We start from the raw sequence: 17,571 nt of genomic DNA, 5'->3' as shown, positions 1-17,571 counted from the left end.
CGGGCGGCGCCGAGGCGCCAACCTATGCCCAGCTTTATTCGGGAGCATGGGTCCACCCCACATGTAGTGGGTGTCTGACTTAACCGGATAGGCACGCTTTGTTGTTATTTTTCAGTTCCTTATTTGTTTCGACTTCCGATAAGCGTAAGAAAAACTGACACAAATTACGGTGTCGATACTTCAATTATAATATAATTATTGTATTTTGATATTATTCTCCTATTTTAACGCGAAATGCCTTGATCGTCATCGAAATCAATCCGTAATACCCAAGCACGCCCACCAAATCGACCAGTCCACGCTCGCCCAGTGCATGTCGCGCGATCGCGTAGATGTCATCGGGCACGGCATGGGTGTCGAGCAACGCGCGGGCAAAATCGTGGACCGCCTTGGCATCCGGTTCGGTGAACACGGGTTGCGCACGCACTTTGATCGCAGCGATAATCCCGGGCGCAATACCGGCAGCTTCTGCGATAGGAGCATGGACGTGCCATTCAAAGCCGGCCTGCCAATACGCCCCCATCACCAGAATCGCGAGTTCGGACAGGCGCGGCGGCAAGGAAGAACCGAACCGGCAATAGGCGCCGAGCGCCTGGGCGCGGTTGGCGAGATCGGCGCTGTGCAGCCAGACCGCGAGCGGGCCTTCCACCTTGCCCCGAGGCGCTGCGGACCATCATCGCCCTCGAACACCGGATGCGGGCTCAATGGCGGAAATGCCGCATGCCGGTGAAGACCATGGCGATGCCGGCGGCATCGGCCGCGGCGATTACCTCCGCATCGCGGATCGAGCCACCGGGTTGGATGACGGCGGTGGCCCCCGCTTCGATCGCGGCGACCAGGCCATCGGCGAACGGGAAGAACGCATCGGAGGCGACGACCGAGCCCGCGATGCTGTCGCCCCCCTTCAGGACGGCGATGCGCGAGGAATCCACCCGGCTCATCTGGCCGGCACCGATGCCCGTGGTGGCACCGGCGCGCGCATAGATGATCGCGTTCGATTTGACGTGTTTGGCGACACGGAAGGCGAACAAGAGATCGTCGAACTCCGCGTTGCTCGGCGCGCGCTGGGTGACGATTTTGAGGTCATCGCGCGTGATGCGGCCGGAATCGCGGGTCTGCACCAGGTAGCCGCCTGCGACGCTGCGAAATGTCAGGCCATCGGACATCGGGTCCGGCAGGGCGCCGGCGATGAGGAGGCGGAGGTTTTTCTTGCGCGCGAGCACGGCGATGGCTTCGGGTTCGGCATCGGGTGCGATGATCACTTCGGAGAAAATGCTCGCCATTTTTTCGGCCGATGCGGCATCGAGACGGCGATTGACGGCGATGATGCCGCCGAAGGCGCTGACCGGATCGCACGCCAGGGCGCGATCCCATGCTTGCGCGAGGTCGACGCCGGTCGCCACACCGCAGGGGTTCGCGTGCTTGACGATGACGACGCAGGGGCGATCGAATTCGGCGACGCATTCATAGGCGGCATCGGTGTCGTTGATATTGTTGTAGGACAGTTCCTTGCCCTGAAGCTGGCGCGCGGAGGCGACGCCAGGGCGATCGCCGGTTTTGTAGAAGGCGGCGATCTGGTGGGGGTTTTCGCCGTAGCGCAGCGCCTGATGCTTGAGGCCGGCTATGGCGAGGCGGGCGGGGAAAATCTCGCCGGTCTGCGGCGGCACGGTTTCGGTGACGCGCAGATCGGGGTCGGCATCGCCGTTGCGGGCGATGAACCAGGTGGCGATCGCCGCATCGTAGGTGGCGGTGCGCGTGTAGGCGGCGGCGGCGTAATGGCGGCGCTGGGTCAGGGTGGTGCCGCCGACAGCGAGGGCGGCGGTCAGATCGGGGTATTGGGCGGGATCGGTGATGACGGTGACGAAATCATGGTTTTTTGCTGCCGCCCGGATCAGCGCTGGGCCGCCGATATCGATATTTTCAACGCATTCGTCGAACGCGGCCCCTTTGGCGACGGTCTGCTCGAACGGGTAGAGGTTGACGACCAGCAGATCGATCGGCGGGATGCCGTGCTCGGCCATCTGGGCGACATGGGCCGGCAGGTCGCGCCGTCCGAGCAGGCCGCCGTGCAGTTTCGGCACCAGGGTTTTGACCCTACCATCGAGCATTTCGGGCACGCCGGTGTAGTCGGCGACTTCGATGACGGGAATGCCAGCGTCGCGCAGGGTTTTCGCCGAGCCGCCGGTGGACAGGATTTCGACGCCGTGGCCGGCCAGCGCCCGGCCGAGATCAAGCAGACCGGTCTTGTCGGACACCGAGATCAGCGCCCGCTGGATAATGATTTTATCGTGCATACAGAGCCTTCAAATAGGCGGAAACGGTTTCAACGGCACAGAACAACAGGACGGAAGTTTTTTTGCTTCTTTTTTTTCAAAAAAAGAAGTGCTTGCCTACCTTACCTCATGGGCATCAGCCGCCGGTAACAGGGACCGCCGATACCGCATTGGCCGGCGAGCCGTGGATGATTTTCGTGCTGATCAGCATATAGACCACCGCCTTGTGATCGGGGTCGACCAGGCGATAGAGGTTGAAATGTTTGACCAGGAACGAGGCGGAAATCGCCGCGATCTGTTTTTTTGCCGGCAGGCCGGCCGGCAGCGTGACCGGGCCGGTGGCGATGCAGGAGAGCGCGAAGCGGGACGGATCGGTCGCGACGCCGAGGCTGCCCTTGACACCGCCGGTTTTGGCGAAGCTGGCGTAGCAGGCGACGTTGGGGAGTTTCGGGTCTTCCAGCCGTTCGACAACGACTTTGTCGTCGGCACCCAGGAGCCGGAAATTGGTCGAGACCGCGCCGATCCGCGTCTCGGCGTGGGCGATGCCGGTCGTGGCCGCCATTGGAAGTGCCGCGAGGCCGATCAGCGCGGCTGCCGTGATGAGGCTTGGGACAGAAAGGTTCATCGCCCTGCTCCTTGTGTGATGGCGCGTTCATAGACCGTGAGCGTCTCGGCGCAAATAACCGGCTCGGCATAAAGCTGCGCGGCCCGTGCGCGCCCGGCCTGACCCAGGGCTGCGCGCAACGACGGATCGGCGATGAGACGCGCGAGGGCGGCGGCGAGGGCTGGTGCGTCGCGCGGCGGCACCAGCAGGCCGGTCTGGTCCGCGATCACCGCATCGCGACAGCCGGTTACATCGGTTGCGACGCATGGCAGGCCGCACGCCATGGCTTCCAGCAGGAATTTCGGCAAGCCTTCGCGGTACGAGGGCAGGCAGGCGATGTGGCAGGTTGCGAACAGGGCTGCCATGTCGTCACAATGGCCGATCCAGGTAACGTGGTGGGCGGCGCGCAGATCGGCCTCAGTCAGCGAGGCGGGATTGTCGGGGTCGGGCATGCCGGCGAGGATGAATTCCGTCCCCTGCCCATGCAGGATGGCCGCGGCCTCGATGAATTCGCGAACGCCTTTGTCGCGCAGCATGCGGGCACCGAGCACGATGCGGATGGGCGCTGCGTTGGGCGCATGGGGTCGGAAACGGGCGAGATCGACGCCGGCGCCACGGATCAGGACGGTATGATCGGCGCGGATGGCACCGGATGCGATCATCGCGCTGCGATCTTCCTCGTTTTCGAACACCGCGATGGCACCGCGGGTGCCGATGGTCGCCCGCAGCGCGGTGCTGACGAACGGCCGCAGCAGGCGGGCCTTGGCGGTGCGCGAGGCGAACACGAACCCTTGCCCGACCGGCGCGTTGACGATGGCCGGGACGCCGGCGATGCGGGCGGCGATGCTGCCGAGCAGGATGGGTTTCAAGGCGACGTGGTGGGCCAGATCGGGGCGAAGTTCGCGGTAGAGTGCCGCGATGTGCAGGGCCAGACGAAATTCCGCGATCGGGTCGATCCGGGCGCGTTTGAAATCGACGCTGTGGAGATCGAAGCCTTCGGCGCGCAAGGTATCCGCTGCGGCACCGGTGCGGGTGATGACCGAGACGCGCCAGCCCGCCGCGCGCGCGGCGCTGGCGCGGGCGCGGAAATGCGAGGCGAAGAACCAGTCTTCGCCGATCAGATAGACGAGGTGGCGGGGGCGCATGGCAGGGCCGCGATGATGGGGACGCGCGGGCGCATGGGGTCAGGCGGTCTGGTTGGTCAGGGCGATTTTGCTCTGCCAGCGCCAGGCGTCACGGCACATGTCTTCGATGCCGCGGGTGGCGCGCCAGTCGAGCAGGGTTTCGGCACGCGCGGGGTCGGCGTAGCAGGCGGCGACGTCGCCGGGGCGGCGGGGGGCGATTTTGTACGGAACCTTGATGCCGGTTGCGGCTTCGAATGCGGCGATCATGTCCAGCACCGAATAGCCGGTGCCGGTGCCGAGGTTGACCGTGAAATCACCGTCATGGGCGAGGACGCGGCGCAGTGCGGCTTCGTGGGCTTCGGCGAGGTCCATGATATGGATGAAGTCGCGCACACCCGAACCATCGTGCGTCGGGTAGTCGTTGCCAAACACGTTCAGATGCGGCCGCCGGCCTTCGGCGGTCTGGCAGAGGTAGGGCATCAGATTGGCCGGCACGCCGCTGGGGTCTTCGCCGATCACGCCGGATGGATGCGCGCCGACCGGGTTGAAATAGCGGAGCACCGCCGCCGCTTGCAGCGTGCCGGTGCGCACCAGATCGGTGATCATGCCCTCCATCACCAGTTTCGTGCGGCCATAGACGTTGGTGACTCGCAGGGCCGCATCCTCGGTGATCGGGCAGGCATCCGGCTCGCCGTAGACCGTGGCGGAGGATGAGAACACGATGCGCCCGACGCGGGCGCGGCGCATGGCGGAAAGCAGGCGCACGGTGCCGACGATGTTGGCGTCGTAATAGAGGAGAGGATCGGCCTCGCTCTCGCCGACCGCTTTTTTCGCCGCGAAATGAATGACCGCATCGATCGGGAATGCGGCCAGGGCTGCCGCCATGGCTGCTTCGTCGCGGATATCCGCCTCGATGAGGGGGACCGCAACACCGGTGATCCGGTGCAGGCGGGCCGGCACGTCGCGCGCGGCGTTCGAGAAATCATCGAGCAGGACGACATCGTAGCCGCGCTCGAGCAGGACGACGGCGGTGTGCGAGCCGATGAAGCCGGCGCCGCCGGTCAAGAGAATGCGTGCCATGCGCTCAGCCCATTTTGGTCAGGGCCCATTTGACCTGTTGCGGGCCATCCTGGGTGCTGGTGAGAACGATCTGTTCGGCGCGGCGAGGTTCGGCGCCGCCGAAATAGATGGATTCCTCGACGGTGAGAGCGGCACCGCCCGCCCGCAGGCGCCAGCCCTGACCTGATGGCAGGCGAAGCAACGCGGCTTCGTTATCCTGCTGGATGCTTGCGGTGACGTTGGGATGGAGGTGAAACCGCAGGGTGAAGGGCTGCGGCTGACCGGCTTCGACACTGTCTTCGCCGCGGAGGTCTTCCCCGCTTTCGGACAGATAGAGGCGGCGGCGATGAATGGCGTCGAACGGTTTTTTCCAGCCATCGTGGCTCGCCTCAAGCCAATGGGCACCATTGGCCTCGTGGCGGGTGAGTTCGACGGTGCTCGGGCGGCGGCCGAGGCCTTCGGGTTTGATTTCCGAGGATGAAACATCGGCGATGATCAGGGTGGAGTGGGCGGCCGTGGCGCGCAGCGCGTCGCGCCATTCGGTGGCGGAGGCGGGCGCCGCGCCACAATTCACGATGAGGCGTTCGCGTCCCACCGAAAATTCGAAGGCGAGCGTGCCGGCATGGGCGAAACGGTCCATGCCCTGGCCGGGCGGCGCGCCGGCATCGACGATGATGGTCGTTTTGCCGGCGGTGAGGCGATGAAAACCCGACTGGGCGAGCGAGACGTTGCTGCGGCCAGTGCGGCCGGCCTGGCTCAGCACCAGGTCGATCAAATTGGGCCAGTCTTCAGCGGTGCCATTGAACAGTGCGAGACCGCCATCGGCGTGGCGGAGCGCACGCAGCGCGACCGCCATACGCTCGATCGTGCCGGGAAGTTGCGGCGGGGCCTCGGCGCGGGCTGATTGCAGCAGGGCGCGAATCTCGGTGAGGTCCTGCAGCGCGGCGAGATGGGCAGCGGGGCTGCGTTCGGCGTGTGAGCCGTCCGGCAGGATTTGGCGGCCGATTTCCGGCACCAGGAATTTCAGGGCGCGCGGCAGGAAGGCCGCATGTTCGGGCAGGGCGACCGAGGCGGCGATCAGCCCCTTGATGGCGGTGAAGGCGCGGCCGTCGCGCGCTTCGATCGGCATGGCGGCGGCAAGTTGCCGGGCATCATGCACGAGGCGGGCCATCAGCATCTGGCGGAAATCGTCATCGGCCGAGGCTGCGAAGAAGTCGTAATGGCCGAGCCAGGCGGTGAGCCGGGCACCGCTGACCGGCGGCGCGGTCGCGATGGCGGGAAGTTGGTCACAGCCGATCCAATCGGTGATCAGGGCGCGGGCGCGGGAGCGGGCGGCATCGGTGCCGAGGGCGCGCAGATCGCGCAGCCAGCCGAAGCCGTGGATTTGCGCGAGCATCAATGGCGAGGCATCGCTTGCGGTGAAACCGCCCGGGCGCAATGGGCGGAGGGCGCCGCGATACTCGAGTTCGCCCTTGATGATCCGGGCCCCGCGGCCCGGTTCGCCGGGCCATGGATCGCGCACCGGCAAGGCGGGTGCGTCCGGCACGCCGCCACCACGCAGGGTGGCGAGTTTGGCCATCCATTGTCGGGCGCCGCGCATCATCGGGCCGCCTTCACTCATGACCGGCCACTCATAATGAGGGTTTCAGCGCCGCGATGGCGGCAGCATAGTCAGGCTTGCCGAAAATCGCGCTGCCGGCGATCAGCACATCGGCTCCAGCCTCGATCGCTTGCGGCGCGGTGGCCGGGTCGATGCCGCCGTCGGTCTCGATGTGGATTTTGCGGCCGCTCTGCCGGATCATCGAGCGCAGGGCAGCGATTTTCGGCAGCTGGCTGGCCAGGAATTTCTGACCGCCAAAGCCGGGATTGACTGTCATGACGTTGATGATGTCGATCAGGTCGAGCACGTTGGCGACCGTATCGATCGGGGTGGCGGGGTTGAGGGCGACACCGGCTTTCTTGCCGAGCGCGCGAATCGCTTGCAGTGAGCGATGCAGGTGGGGGCCGGCCTCGGCGTGGATTGTGATGTGATCGGCGCCCGCAGCAGCGAAATCGGCCAGATAGGCATCGACCGGGGCGATCATCAGATGCAGGTCGAACACGAGTTTGGAGTGAGGGCGGAGCGCCTTGATGACCAGGGGGCCGAAGCTGATGTTGGGAACAAAATGCCCGTCCATGACGTCGAGATGGAGCCAATTGGCCCCTGCCCGCTCGATTGCCGCGACTTCGTCGTTGAGGCGGCCGAAATCGGCGGCGAGCAGGCTCGGTGCAATGATTGGTGCCGCTGCGGGTGGTTCCCTCATAGCTATGCTTGTAGCGAAGTGTGTCGCGCCTTCACAAGCGCGCAACCGCTTTAATGTTCAGGCTTTAATATTGGCACGCAGAATCGCGCCCATCCGTTTGATCTTTCGGAGACCGGGCGCTGATTCCATGGGCCGGTCGTAATTTTTCGGAATCATGCGACACTGAAACGTCTGCCCCCCCGCCCTCGCTCGCATGGGCCTGCGCTTACTCGGACGGAAACGTGTCTGATGGGGCAAGCGACTTGATCAGGTCGAACATCCGCTTGCGGACCGTGGGTTCGGCAATGCGGTAGTAGGCGCGGACCAGTTCGAGGGTTTCCCGCTTGGTCATATGATCATCGAGGCCCACACCGAAGGGTTCCTGCGTTTCGGCAAAGCCATGGCTGCGGCCGCGGGGGCCGGACATCGGCGTTGCGTCCATGCCTTCGGGCATATCGTCGAAGAAGAAACTGATCGGAACATCGAGCACGCGCGAAATATCGAACAGCCGCGACGCGCCGACGCGATTGACGCCGCGTTCGTATTTTTGCACCTGCTGGAAGGTCAACCCGAGGGCGTCCCCCAGCTTCTCCTGCGACATGCCGAGCAAGGTGCGCCGTAGCCGGATTCGTGAACCGACATGGACATCGATCGGACTCGGACGTCCATCCCGTTCGCTACGTTCGCTCATTTCACTTGCCACCCTGGTCACTTCCGGCTCTCCGGGCGTTGGGCCGCCAAGGGCACCGCTGCCATATCGATTGCAATCAATGAGCATAACACTATTATTGTGCCACTCATGCCATTTATCACGACCCGGCCCGAACAACCCGGATCGGCGCCTTAACCCAATTCTAAGTCCCTGCTCCGCCTCAGTATCATCCAGAAACGTTGCCTTGTGTATATTTTAAGAAAACAAAGTGTTTTGAGGCTAATTCTACCGCAGATCGCTATTACAGGACAGGCTTGACAATCTGCAATAGCAGCACTTTCAAAATTCTGCAAGCTCGAACAAATTTTAAGACGTCTTTTTCAGGTTTTATTAAGCGTGGGCGTTATTGAGAATATCAGCATAACCACGGCAAGAGCCACTGAATAAAATGCAATGATCCCGGCGATGGTTAGCCCGAATCTGGCGTAGGGTGTCGCCGGCAATGCAACCGGAAGTTTGTGCACCAGGAGGCCCCGCCGATCGAGGCCGAGCCGGGCTAGGATGCGGCCGTGCGGGCCGATCATTGCGGAGATCCCAGAGTTGGTGTCGACCACGAGGGGCAGGCCTTCCTCGACGGCACGCAGGCGGGTCGTGGCGAAATTCTGGTGGGGGCCGGTGCTGTCGCCGAACCAGGCGTTGTCGCTGATGTTGAGCAACCAGCCCGGGCGATCCGCCTTGTCGACGATTTCGCCGGAAAAGATCGATTCGTAGCAGATCAGCGGGCCGACCGCGGGGATGCCGGGAACATGCAGGGTGCGCGGACCGGGGCCGGGCACGAAACCGCCGCCGGGGGTGATTTTGAACGGGATGATGGCCGGCGTGTATTCGCCGAACGGCACCAGTTTCCATTTGTCGTACCAGGCGACGGCGGGACCCGGACCATCGACGGCAATGAGGGAATTATAGACCTTGCCGGTACGACCGTAGCGGAACGAGCCCGCCAGGACGGGCGTGGTGCCCGTGATGGCGGCAATGGCGGCACGGGCAGATGCATCGGACTGCAACAGGGCGGGACTCGCGGTTTCGGGCCAGACGATGACTTTCGGGCCGGGGCCGGCCTGCTGCATGGCCTGCTGCGTCATGTGCAGGTCGCGCTGCCAGCGCGCCTCGAGTGCTGGACGGGTGAAACTGCCGGGCACCGCGAAGCGCGGCTGGATCATCGCGACCGTCAGGTCACGGTCCGGTGCCGGGCCGGCGGCGGTGCGGACGAGGCCGAAGGTGACCCAGCAGAGCATGAGTATGGCGCTCGCGATCCAGCCGCGCCGACCGAGCAGCGGCAGGCCGGCTGCGATGATGGTGAGCAAAGTGAGCAGGAAAATACCGCCCCAAGCCGCCGGCTGCATCATGATCACGCCGATCTCGCCGGGAATCGCCCAGTCCGCTCCCCAGAAATTCCATGGGAAGCCGGTGAACAGGAATTGTTGCGCCAGATTGGCCATGACCATGACGCCGGCGAACATCAGGACCATTGCGGCGGCGGCGGCATGGTTGCGGAACGGGCGGATCCAGTACACCGCGACGGCGGGCAGCATGAAATAGCAGGCGGTGGCGGCGGCAAGGCCGGGTGCTGCGATCGGCACCGCCCACCAGAATTGCTGCGCCATGATCAGGATGGGCTCGGTGACCCAGAACAGGCCGAGCAGGTTGAAACCAAAGCCGAAACACCAGCCGATCCAGATGGCACGGCGCCAGCTTCCGGCACGGGCGAGGCTGCGCAGCAAGCCAGGCACCACCAACCAGAGCAGCGGCAGCAGATAGAACGGGGGCAGCGCCAGGGCGGCCAGCAGGCCCAGGCCGAACGCGCGCCAGGGGTCGGTGTTCAGGCGTGCGGGCAGGGTTGCCGTCCACCTTCGTTGGGTCAGCGTTGACATCGGGCAGCCTCCGTTATTCCGGCTGAGATAGGCCGAATTGCCGTGCGACGCTGGTCAATTCCGCGGCATGAGGGTGGGTGGTGCCGGCGATCGTACCATCCGCCGGGCGGACCAGTTGGCAGACGGCGAGCCCCGCTGCTGCGGCCGCGGTGAGTTCCGCTTCCACATCCGAAAGGAACAGGATTGCGCCGGGGGGCACCGCCAAGCTGCGAGCGATGGCGGCGTAGCTGGCGGCCTCGCGCTTGGGGCCGATCCTGGTATCGAAGAAGGCGCTGATCAGGTTGCCGCGATCGCCTGCGATGCTGTGGCGGAACAGCAGGCGCTGCGCCTGTTCGGAACCGGATGAATAGATCGCGATGGTGGTGCCGGCTGCGTGCCAGGCTTGCAGGGTGGGCAGGACATCGGGGTAGAAATCGCTGGTCAGCGCGCCAGCGGCGAAGCCCTGCGCCCAGATACGGCCCTGGATGTGCTTGAGCGGGGCGAGTTTCGCATCCCGGTCCATCAGGGCCAGCAAGGTTTCCAGTGGCGGCGCGCCGGGCGTGATCTGATCGAGTTCGGCCAGAGCTGCCACAATGTCAGGCTCATCGGCGTGGCGTGCCAGGAAACCGCCCAGACGCGTGCGCGCATAGGGAAACAGCACGTCGTGTACGAAGCTGATCGGCGCGATCGTGCCCTCGATATCGAGCAGCACGACCGCCGGCGGCGCGGTGTCAGGCATGGTCACGTGCCGGCGATGTCAGGTGACGGGGAAGCGCGCGCTGATCGCATCACCAGTGAAATGCGCGACCCAGCCGGACTGGTCGGTAAAGATGCGCAGGGCGATGAAATCCGGGCGTTCGCCGGCATCGAACCAGTGCTTGATGTTGGCGGGAACCGAAATCAGATCGCCCTTGGTGCAGAGGGCGTCGAACACCTTGCCCTCGGTGTGCATGACGAAATGGCCAGCGCCGCTGACGAAGAAGCGGACCTCGTCCTCCGTGTGGCTGTGCTCGTTGAGGAATTTTTCGCGCAGCGTGCCGGCTTGCGGATGATCGGGCGTCATTTTGATGACATCGGCGGAGCCGGCGCCGGTTTCACCCATCAGCCGGTCGAGATAGGGGCGATAGGCGTCGAGGATCGCGTCCGCCTCAGCATCGGGCGGCAGGGTCACCGGACTGTCCCAGCGTTCGAAGCGGACGCCGATGGTGGCGAGATGTGCGGCAATTTCGGTCGCATCACCGGTGTCGAGGACCGGCGCGCCGGGGGCGTTGTCGTCGAAAATCCGCAGGCCGCTCATCGCATTTGTCTCCGTTCGCATTCGCAGGATATCAGGAATTCCAGGGCTTCGAGCCGCCAGAAGCAGCGCTCGATGTCCGGACCCCAGGCATAGACGCCATGACCGCGCAGGATATAGCCGATCGGCGCCGCATCGAGCGAGGGCGCGATCTGGCGAGCCAGGCGGGCGATGTCCTGATCATTGTCGAACACCGGGACGTTCGCGACGGTCTGATGCGTGGTGACGCCGGGGAAGGCTTTGAGGATCTCGTAATCCTGCAGGACCAACGATTGCTCGTGGGTCACCATCGAGAGTGCGGTCGCCGCGACCGAATGGCCGTGCAGCACGGCGCCGACCGCGGGGAAATGACGATAGAGCTGACAATGCAGCAGGGTCTCGGCGCTCGGCTTATCGGCCTGGTGACGCGGTGCGCCATCGAGATCGACCTCGATGATATCGGTCTCGGTCAGCCGCCCCTTGTGCACGCCGCTGCGCGTGATGGCCATGGACTGATCACTCAGCCGTGCCGACAGATTACCCGAGGAGGCCGGCACCCAGCCGCGCGCATCCATGCGCGCACCGATCGCGACCAGGCCGCGCGCCGCCTGGAGCAGGCTGTTGTGCATCAGGATCGCCTTGGTCAGAGACGCGTCTGGTCCGACGCGCTGACCGGATCGGGTTGGCGAACCACGGTTTCGGCGGGCGGAGCACCATCGACGACGCGGGTCTGCACCTGGGGTGCGGGCTGATTGATCGGCTCGGCCGGCTTGGCGGGGTCGTGATCGGACACGTTCTGTTTGAACGCCTTGATGCCCTTGCCGACTTCACCCATCAGATTGCCGACGCGCGAGCCGCCGAACAGCAGGGCGATGACGCCGATGACGATGATCCAATGAACAGGAGAATCGAAGCCCATGGGATTACCTCAGACCTTTGTGCGATCGGTGGTGGTCGCTTGCACCGGCGGTGGGGGTACGTGCTGTTCGAGCATGGAAGCATCTTTGGGTTGGTCGTCGGCCAGATTATTCTTGAACGATTTCATACCCTTGCCGAGTTCACCCATCAGGTTACCGACCCGCCCGGAGCCGAACAGGATCAGCACGACCGCCAGAACGATCAGCCAATGCCATATGCTCAAACCACCCATAATCCTGATCCTTCCTCGATGGGAATCACGTCGGCATTACATCGGCATGGTGCGGCCGACCCGCAATGCCCGCAAGCGCGCTCAGACTTTATAGCCCAAAGAGGCCCCTACGCCAATGGCGGTGGCGGACCGGGTCGCGGATCGTTACTGGGTAGGGCAAGTTTCGGGTAACGCGGGTTGTGTGGCCGCCTCGGGCCGAGAGAAGACCGAAATTCGAGCCCGTGACAGCGGTTCTGCCGGGCCTGTATTGGAACTGAGCCCAGCAATCATCATATCCTGATCGTCAAAACGTGAATGGAAACCGATATGCGTCTGCTACTGATTATTCTCCTGATCCTTCTTGTGCTGGGCGGCGGATTTGGCCTGCATGGTGGTTTGTTCATCGGTGCCCACGGTCTTTATTACGGTGGTGGGCTGGGCTTGGTGATTGTGGTGGTTCTGGTTCTGCTGATTATTTAGGCGGGGCGGTTTCAGTGAGACGATAGCCGATGCCGGGCTCGGTGATCAGGTAAAACCCCGTGTCAATCAGCTTACGGCGCAGCTGACTGACGTAGATCCGAAGATAGGCGATGTCCTCGGTGTGCGCCGGCCCCCATACCGCGGTCAGCACCTGCCGATGCGTCAGCACGCGGCCCTGGTTGCGGACGAACAGGGCAAGCAGCGTGTATTGAATCCGGGTCAGACCGAGGTCGGTCGGTTGGCCCTCAACCAGAAGGCTGGCGGCGCGGCGTTCAGGATCGAGCGTAAGGTCGCCGAGCGTCAGTCCGGGCGTCGGGTCGCCGGCGTGCGCGTAAAGACGCAGGGCGGCACGGATCCGGGCAAGCAACTCGCCCAGTGCGAAGGGTTTTTCGACGTAATCATGCGCCCCACCATCGAGCGCTGCGATTTTTTCGACCTCGCGGTCGCGCGCGGAGAGCACGATGACCGGTACGGAACAGAAGGCACGCAGGCGTGCGAGCACGGCCTGCCCATCGATATCCGGCAAGCCCAGGTCGAGCAGGATGAGATCCGGCGCGGCAGAAGCCGCCATCCGGAGCGCCTCCGTGCCGGTTTCGGCGCGTAACGCGGTAAAGCCGGCTGCTTCCAGCGCTGGTTTCAGGAAGCGGTGAATCTGGGGCTCGTCATCGACGACCAGGATGTTACCGGTGATCATCGGGCTGGTGGGCGAGGGATAAGGGAAGGAAGCCCTTCTTTTTTATAAAAAAGAAGCAAAAAACCTTCTTTTATGCTGGGTTCGTGCCGTGGTATCGGCGCGGGTTGACGATTGGGGCGTTGGTCTGCTGCTGTTTTTTTCAGGAAACTCAAGTGCTTCGTGCGCCGTGCCTGCGGCATCAAACCGTCAGGATGCGTTTCAGCAGATCGACATCCTGAGCGAAATCAGTGTCGGCCGCCATCAGTTCAGTGACCTTGGCAACCGCATGCATCACCGTGGTATGGTCCCGGTTGCCGAATTTGCGCCCGATCTCGGGGAGCGAGCGGCTGGTGAGTTGCTTGGCGAGATACATGGCGACCTGGCGTGGGCGCGCGATATTGCGGGCACGGCGGACCGAGGACATTTCGCTGATGCGTATATTGTAGTGCTCGGAGACCTGCTTCTGGATTTCCTCGATGGTGATTTTACGATCATAGGCGCGGAGTAGGTCGTGCAGCACCTCGTTCGCGGCTTCGAGCGTGACCGGGCGATCGAACAGATGGGCGTGGGCAATCAGGCGGTTGAGAGCGCCTTCGAGTTCACGGACATTCGCGGTGATTTTCTGGGCCAGGAACTCCATGACCCGGCCGGGAACCGGCACGCCGGCGCGGGCGGCCTTGGCTTCCAGAATGGCGAGGCGCAATTCATACGTGGTGGCATGAACATCGGCAACCATGCCGCAGCCAAGGCGGGTGCGCAGCCGGTCTTCGATGCCGGACAGATCGGACGGCGATTTATCGGCCGAGACGATAATCTGCTTGCCGCTGTCGACCAGGGCGTTGAACGTATGGAAAAATTCTTCCTGGGTACCGTCCTTGCCGATCAGAAACTGCAGATCATCGACCATCAGCACGTCGACACTGCGCAATTCGTTCTTGAACTCGATGGTCGATTGCCGGCGCAACGCGCTGACGAAACGGTGCATGAACTTCTCGGCCGACATATAGGCGACCGTGACTTCGTCGGCTCGTTGGGACAGTTCCCATGCGATCGCATGCATGAGATGGGTTTTGCCGAGGCCGACGCCGCCGTAAAGAAAGAGAGGGTTGAAGCCTGGGCTGGCATGGCCATCCGCGACGCGACGGGCGCAGGCATAAGCAAATTCGTTTGGTTTGCCGACTACAAACGTATCGAACGTGAACCGAGGGTCGAGCGGCGCGGCGGTTTCCGAACGGTCTTCAGCGTCTCGGCGGGCGGGCTGGGCCGATTTGCCGAGCACGGCACTCGGCTCGGCCAGATTGGGTACGGCGGTGATGCCGCCGGTCGGACGCGTGCGGATGTCGACACGGCGAACGGCCGGGTTCTCCGACTGCCACAGGCTGGTGAGCAGCCCGCCATATTCTTTGTTGACCCAATCGCGCAGAAAGCGCGTGGGCATCATCACCGTGATTTCATCGCCATCAAGCCCGTGGAGGGCCGCTTGGCGAAGCCAGTTGCGGTATTCGACTTCGCCAATTTCATCCTGCAAGCGCGCGCGAACACGGCTCCATTGCAGTGCCAGCGCCGCATCCTGCCGAGACTCGCTCATGGGATCCCGCTGGCTGCTGGCATCAAGGGTGATGTCTGCGTCGTAAACCTGCCCTACTTGCGCTTCCAACAGCAACGCCTCCCCTGTTTTCACCGTGCCCCGAGCCTTCAACGCCACGCCTGACGTCACGTAAAGTCAATACACGCCATGGTTGTATAAACCATTGGTGCATTCAGCGTCCGACTGCTGGAACCTTGTCTGAAGAGCGGAAGGTAGGCCAAGAGACAGCCAGGACGCAAGAGATGTTATGTTCGAAAAAACTAAGGCCTGAAGTCGAGCTTTCGAAATCTCTCCATGAAATCAGGCTATTGATACGAGTTTCTAAACCGTAAAAAAATCGGGTCGCGGCACGTCATCTCCGATGGCGTAACGAGACAGATTTAGACAACACAGCACCCGCGGCCCGTCTGCGGGTCGCCTTAAAAACCTGATAAAAACTTATTTTCAAGACTTTATCAGCCCCATTTCAGATCGAGGCTGAAACCTCAAGGCCCAAAACGGCCCGTGCCGAGAAACCTCAGGCCGCCAGGGCCTTGACGCGCGCGGAGAGGCGCGAAATCCGCCGTGATACCGTGTTCGACTTCAGAACACCTTTCGTCACCGCACGCTGCATTTCCGGCTGAGCCGCAACGAACGCTGCACGCGCCTGAGCATGATCACCACCCGCGATCGCCTCCTCGAGCTTCCTAATGAAACTGTGCACTCGTGACCGGCGCGCCTTGTTACGGGCGGTGCGAACCACGGTTTGACGGATGCGCTTCTGGGCGGATGCGATATTTGCCATGAACTCAGGTATCTCTTTTGGAAAGCGGAATAGAAAAAATCGGACCACGGCTTGAGAGCCATGAGACCCGATTGGCGTGAGCAGGGACATATCGCCCTGGAGTTATGGCGTCAAGCGGGCGCCGCGGAGTTGAACCGACGGTCTGGCGCGCGGCGGCAGCAGCACAATTTCCTGTTCACAATTATGAATCACGTACCTAACGTTACATCGGGGGTTAGCGTTAATATAGGTATCGCCTTAAAAAAACGAGGACACGGCAATGCCGGCGTTGATCGATCTACCTCGCGCTGTCGTCGATTCAGAGCTTCTGGTGGGCTCGGGCTTGGTCGCCTGGGCGATCGCCATCGCCGCGATGGTAGCGGTGAACGGAATGGCGATCGCTCATGAATCGCATCAGCACCCCGACGTAAGCGCGGCAATGCCGCAGTTTCCATTCACCGCCGGCCTGACCGCGGTGGCCGATCTGCGCGTGCCCCCCTCGCGCACGCTCGATATCATGGCGTCGATCAATCAGGTTCGGGAGCGCCAATGTGTCGAGGTGACGAATTCGCTGCATGAGCGCTGGCTTGAGCATTTCGTAGAGTTCATCTTCGCTGCCCGGCCTGCGGCGCGAACGAGCTTGTCATCACCGCGCGCGCGACGCACCACGGATGTCGTAAACGTCGAGATCGGGGATTATCCGTCGACCGACGTGCCCGCGATCGGCGAGGCGCTCCCCTTCAAAGACAACAGCTTTGATGTCGCACTATCGCTTGCGGTCCTGGAACACGTGGATGATCCGTTCAAATGCGCGCAAGAAGTGCTGCGCGTGGTCACACCGGGCGGCGAATTGCTGATCGATGTACCATTCCTCCAACCTGTGCACGGCTTTCCCTATCACTATTACAACATGACGGCGCAGGGCCTAGCCATTTTATTCGCGGGGCAGGCCAAGGTTGAACCGCCCCTGGTTTGCCGGAGGCTCCAACTCTTGGGAGGATGGCGCTATGGAGAAGCGGAAGACATCGAAGAAATATTCGCCAGAGGTCCGCAAGCGTGCGGTCGGCATGGTGTTGGAGCATGCGAAGGATCACGCCTCTGAATGGGAGGCGATCGGCTTGATCGCGGCGAAGATTGGCTGCACGGGCGAGACGCTCCGGGGTTGGGTTCGGCAGGCTGAGCGGGACCGTGGCGTACGGCTGGGGCTGACCAGCGATGAGCGAGAGCGGATGAAGACATTGGAACGGGAGAACCGCGAACTGCGCCAAGCGAATGAGATTCTTCGCAAGGCCTCGGCTTATTTTGCGATGGCGGAGTGGGGCGGCCGGTACAAGCCATGATCGCGTTCATCGACGCGCATCGCGAGGTTCACAGTGTCGAGCCTATCTGCAAGGTCCTGCCGATCGCGCCGTCAACCTACCATGAGCATGCCGCCCGTTGTGCTGATCCGGAACGCCTGTCTGCGCGCGCCAAGCACGACATCCCGCTGCGGGCGGAAATCCGCCGGGTATGGAATGAGAATTTCCAGGTCTACGGCGTGCGCAAGGTCTGGCGGCAGCTCGGTCGGGAGGGGATCAGGCTCGCGCGCTGTGCGACGGCGCGGCTGATGGCGGAGATGGAGCTTTCGGGGGCGATCCGTGGCAAGCCGGTGCGAACAACGATCAGCAACCCGGCCGTCCGTTGTCCGCGTGACCACGTGAACCGGCAATTCCATGCCCCTTGCCCGAATGCCCTCAGGGCGGAGCCGCTCAAGGTTCCATG

General features: G+C 63.0%; 19 protein-coding genes, 1 pseudogene and 1 other annotated feature. Of the genes and pseudogenes, 3 read left to right on the top strand and 17 right to left on the bottom strand.

The features are described from left to right. Nucleotides 1-211: 211 nt before the first annotated feature. From B7X49_RS11880 to B7X49_RS11815, 14 genes are all read right to left on the bottom strand, one after another. Nucleotides 212-649 (bottom strand): carboxymuconolactone decarboxylase family protein, encoded by a 438-nt coding sequence (locus B7X49_RS11880; protein ID WP_286839509.1) that lies wholly within the window; start codon nucleotides 647-649, stop codon nucleotides 212-214. A 52-nt stretch (nucleotides 650-701) separates the two neighbouring features. Further along, on the bottom strand, nucleotides 702-2,294 hold the full coding sequence (gene purH, locus B7X49_RS11875; protein ID WP_286704541.1) for a bifunctional phosphoribosylaminoimidazolecarboxamide formyltransferase/IMP cyclohydrolase: 1,593 nt from the start codon (nucleotides 2,292-2,294) through the stop codon (nucleotides 702-704). A gap of 115 nt (nucleotides 2,295-2,409) precedes the next feature. Next, complete coding sequence (locus B7X49_RS11870; RefSeq protein ID WP_029310516.1) at nucleotides 2,410-2,898, bottom strand: CreA family protein; 489 nt, start codon at nucleotides 2,896-2,898, stop codon at nucleotides 2,410-2,412. Beyond that, the gene (locus B7X49_RS11865; RefSeq protein ID WP_286704542.1) at nucleotides 2,895-4,022 is read right to left on the bottom strand and encodes a glycosyltransferase family 4 protein; all 1,128 of its coding nucleotides are present in this window, start codon (nucleotides 4,020-4,022) and stop codon (nucleotides 2,895-2,897) included. Before B7X49_RS11865 ends, B7X49_RS11870 begins: the two co-directional genes overlap by 4 nt. Before the next feature lie 39 nt (nucleotides 4,023-4,061). Next, entirely contained in the window at nucleotides 4,062-5,081 is a 1,020-nt protein-coding gene (gene galE, locus B7X49_RS11860) for a UDP-glucose 4-epimerase GalE (protein ID WP_286704543.1), read from the bottom strand. Between the two features lie 4 nt (nucleotides 5,082-5,085). Further along, on the bottom strand, nucleotides 5,086-6,681 hold the full coding sequence (locus B7X49_RS11855; RefSeq protein ID WP_408735576.1) for a heparinase II/III family protein: 1,596 nt from the start codon (nucleotides 6,679-6,681) through the stop codon (nucleotides 5,086-5,088). Nucleotides 6,682-6,691: 10 nt separating this feature from the next. Beyond that, nucleotides 6,692-7,363, bottom strand: a complete 672-nt coding sequence (gene rpe, locus B7X49_RS11850) for a ribulose-phosphate 3-epimerase (RefSeq protein ID WP_286704544.1) — start codon at nucleotides 7,361-7,363, stop codon at nucleotides 6,692-6,694. A 205-nt stretch (nucleotides 7,364-7,568) separates the two neighbouring features. Continuing rightward, a complete protein-coding gene (locus tag B7X49_RS11845; protein WP_286704545.1) occupies nucleotides 7,569-8,033 on the bottom strand; it encodes a helix-turn-helix domain-containing protein in 465 nt (154 codons plus the stop codon). Nucleotides 8,034-8,374: 341 nt separating this feature from the next. Beyond that, nucleotides 8,375-9,925, bottom strand: coding sequence for an apolipoprotein N-acyltransferase (gene lnt / locus B7X49_RS11840; RefSeq protein WP_286704546.1), 1,551 nt, complete (start codon nucleotides 9,923-9,925; stop codon nucleotides 8,375-8,377). Nucleotides 9,926-9,938: 13 nt separating this feature from the next. Beyond that, nucleotides 9,939-10,643 carry an acireductone synthase gene (mtnC, locus tag B7X49_RS11835; RefSeq protein ID WP_286704547.1) on the bottom strand — a complete coding sequence of 235 codons (705 nt, stop codon included), beginning with the start codon at nucleotides 10,641-10,643 and terminating at the stop codon, nucleotides 9,939-9,941. Between the two features lie 18 nt (nucleotides 10,644-10,661). Further along, a complete protein-coding gene (locus tag B7X49_RS11830) occupies nucleotides 10,662-11,201 on the bottom strand; it encodes an acireductone dioxygenase (protein ID WP_029310508.1) in 540 nt (179 codons plus the stop codon). Next, entirely contained in the window at nucleotides 11,198-11,806 is a 609-nt protein-coding gene (locus tag B7X49_RS11825) for a methylthioribulose 1-phosphate dehydratase (RefSeq protein WP_286704548.1), read from the bottom strand. Before B7X49_RS11825 ends, B7X49_RS11830 begins: the two co-directional genes overlap by 4 nt. A gap of 14 nt (nucleotides 11,807-11,820) precedes the next feature. Further along, nucleotides 11,821-12,096 carry a twin-arginine translocase TatA/TatE family subunit gene (locus B7X49_RS11820; protein WP_029310506.1) on the bottom strand — a complete coding sequence of 92 codons (276 nt, stop codon included), beginning with the start codon at nucleotides 12,094-12,096 and terminating at the stop codon, nucleotides 11,821-11,823. 9 nt (nucleotides 12,097-12,105) lie between these two features. Then, nucleotides 12,106-12,327 (bottom strand): twin-arginine translocase TatA/TatE family subunit, encoded by a 222-nt coding sequence (locus tag B7X49_RS11815; protein ID WP_029310505.1) that lies wholly within the window; start codon nucleotides 12,325-12,327, stop codon nucleotides 12,106-12,108. A 306-nt stretch (nucleotides 12,328-12,633) separates the two neighbouring features. On the opposite strand from B7X49_RS11815, the gene B7X49_RS11810 reads away from it, so the two are divergent. Then, nucleotides 12,634-12,786 (top strand): DUF3309 domain-containing protein, encoded by a 153-nt coding sequence (locus B7X49_RS11810; protein WP_286839501.1) that lies wholly within the window; start codon nucleotides 12,634-12,636, stop codon nucleotides 12,784-12,786. Here the strand turns inward: B7X49_RS11810 and B7X49_RS11805 are convergent. The 3 genes from B7X49_RS11805 to rpsT form a co-directional block, all read right to left on the bottom strand. Beyond that, nucleotides 12,779-13,480 carry a response regulator gene (locus B7X49_RS11805; protein WP_286704550.1) on the bottom strand — a complete coding sequence of 234 codons (702 nt, stop codon included), beginning with the start codon at nucleotides 13,478-13,480 and terminating at the stop codon, nucleotides 12,779-12,781. The two genes, B7X49_RS11810 and B7X49_RS11805, sit on opposite strands and share 8 nt — an antisense overlap. A 178-nt stretch (nucleotides 13,481-13,658) precedes the next feature. Beyond that, a complete protein-coding gene (gene dnaA, locus B7X49_RS11800; protein ID WP_286704551.1) occupies nucleotides 13,659-15,047 on the bottom strand; it encodes a chromosomal replication initiator protein DnaA in 1,389 nt (462 codons plus the stop codon). A 517-nt stretch (nucleotides 15,048-15,564) separates the two neighbouring features. Continuing rightward, a complete protein-coding gene (rpsT, locus tag B7X49_RS11795; RefSeq protein ID WP_286704554.1) occupies nucleotides 15,565-15,831 on the bottom strand; it encodes a 30S ribosomal protein S20 in 267 nt (88 codons plus the stop codon). A 259-nt stretch (nucleotides 15,832-16,090) separates the two neighbouring features. Here rpsT and B7X49_RS11790 point away from each other — a divergent pair, with 259 nt between their 5' ends. Continuing rightward, the gene (locus B7X49_RS11790) at nucleotides 16,091-16,912 is read left to right on the top strand and encodes a class I SAM-dependent methyltransferase (RefSeq protein ID WP_286839498.1); all 822 of its coding nucleotides are present in this window, start codon (nucleotides 16,091-16,093) and stop codon (nucleotides 16,910-16,912) included. Further along, nucleotides 16,818-17,571: pseudogene (locus B7X49_RS11785) on the top strand (IS3 family transposase); the annotation flags it as partial. The gene B7X49_RS11790 and the pseudogene B7X49_RS11785, both read left to right, overlap by 95 nt. Further along, nucleotides 17,105-17,221 (top strand) — a sequence feature (AL1L pseudoknot). It overlaps the preceding pseudogene by 117 nt.

Origin of the sequence: Acidiphilium sp. 34-64-41 (genome assembly GCF_002282635.1) — a bacterium.
Lineage (GTDB): Bacteria > Pseudomonadota > Alphaproteobacteria > Acetobacterales > Acetobacteraceae > Acidiphilium > Acidiphilium rubrum.
Note: the sequence above shows the minus strand (reverse complement) of the source record. Positions and strands in the feature narration are given on the sequence as shown.

Bases quoted from the DNA above. Each gene is read 5' to 3' on its own strand.
- purH (WP_286704541.1), bottom strand. From the start codon at position 2,294: ATGCACGATAAAATCATTATCCAGCGGGCGCTGATCTCGGTGTCCGAC.
- B7X49_RS11870 (WP_029310516.1), bottom strand. From the start codon at position 2,898: ATGAACCTTTCTGTCCCAAGCCTCATCACGGCAGCCGCGCTGATCGGC.
- B7X49_RS11865 (WP_286704542.1), bottom strand. From the start codon at position 4,022: ATGCGCCCCCGCCACCTCGTCTATCTGATCGGCGAAGACTGGTTCTTC.
- galE (WP_286704543.1), bottom strand. From the start codon at position 5,081: ATGGCACGCATTCTCTTGACCGGCGGCGCCGGCTTCATCGGCTCGCAC.
- B7X49_RS11855 (WP_408735576.1), bottom strand. From the start codon at position 6,681: ATGAGTGAAGGCGGCCCGATGATGCGCGGCGCCCGACAATGGATGGCC.
- rpe (WP_286704544.1), bottom strand. From the start codon at position 7,363: ATGAGGGAACCACCCGCAGCGGCACCAATCATTGCACCGAGCCTGCTC.
- B7X49_RS11845 (WP_286704545.1), bottom strand. From the start codon at position 8,033: ATGAGCGAACGTAGCGAACGGGATGGACGTCCGAGTCCGATCGATGTC.
- lnt (WP_286704546.1), bottom strand. From the start codon at position 9,925: ATGTCAACGCTGACCCAACGAAGGTGGACGGCAACCCTGCCCGCACGC.
- mtnC (WP_286704547.1), bottom strand. From the start codon at position 10,643: ATGCCTGACACCGCGCCGCCGGCGGTCGTGCTGCTCGATATCGAGGGC.
- B7X49_RS11830 (WP_029310508.1), bottom strand. From the start codon at position 11,201: ATGAGCGGCCTGCGGATTTTCGACGACAACGCCCCCGGCGCGCCGGTC.
- B7X49_RS11825 (WP_286704548.1), bottom strand. From the start codon at position 11,806: ATGCACAACAGCCTGCTCCAGGCGGCGCGCGGCCTGGTCGCGATCGGT.
- B7X49_RS11820 (WP_029310506.1), bottom strand. From the start codon at position 12,096: ATGGGCTTCGATTCTCCTGTTCATTGGATCATCGTCATCGGCGTCATC.
- B7X49_RS11815 (WP_029310505.1), bottom strand. From the start codon at position 12,327: ATGGGTGGTTTGAGCATATGGCATTGGCTGATCGTTCTGGCGGTCGTG.
- B7X49_RS11810 (WP_286839501.1), top strand. From the start codon at position 12,634: ATGCGTCTGCTACTGATTATTCTCCTGATCCTTCTTGTGCTGGGCGGC.
- B7X49_RS11805 (WP_286704550.1), bottom strand. From the start codon at position 13,480: ATGATCACCGGTAACATCCTGGTCGTCGATGACGAGCCCCAGATTCAC.
- dnaA (WP_286704551.1), bottom strand. From the start codon at position 15,047: ATGAGCGAGTCTCGGCAGGATGCGGCGCTGGCACTGCAATGGAGCCGT.
- rpsT (WP_286704554.1), bottom strand. From the start codon at position 15,831: ATGGCAAATATCGCATCCGCCCAGAAGCGCATCCGTCAAACCGTGGTT.
- B7X49_RS11790 (WP_286839498.1), top strand. From the start codon at position 16,091: ATGCCGGCGTTGATCGATCTACCTCGCGCTGTCGTCGATTCAGAGCTT.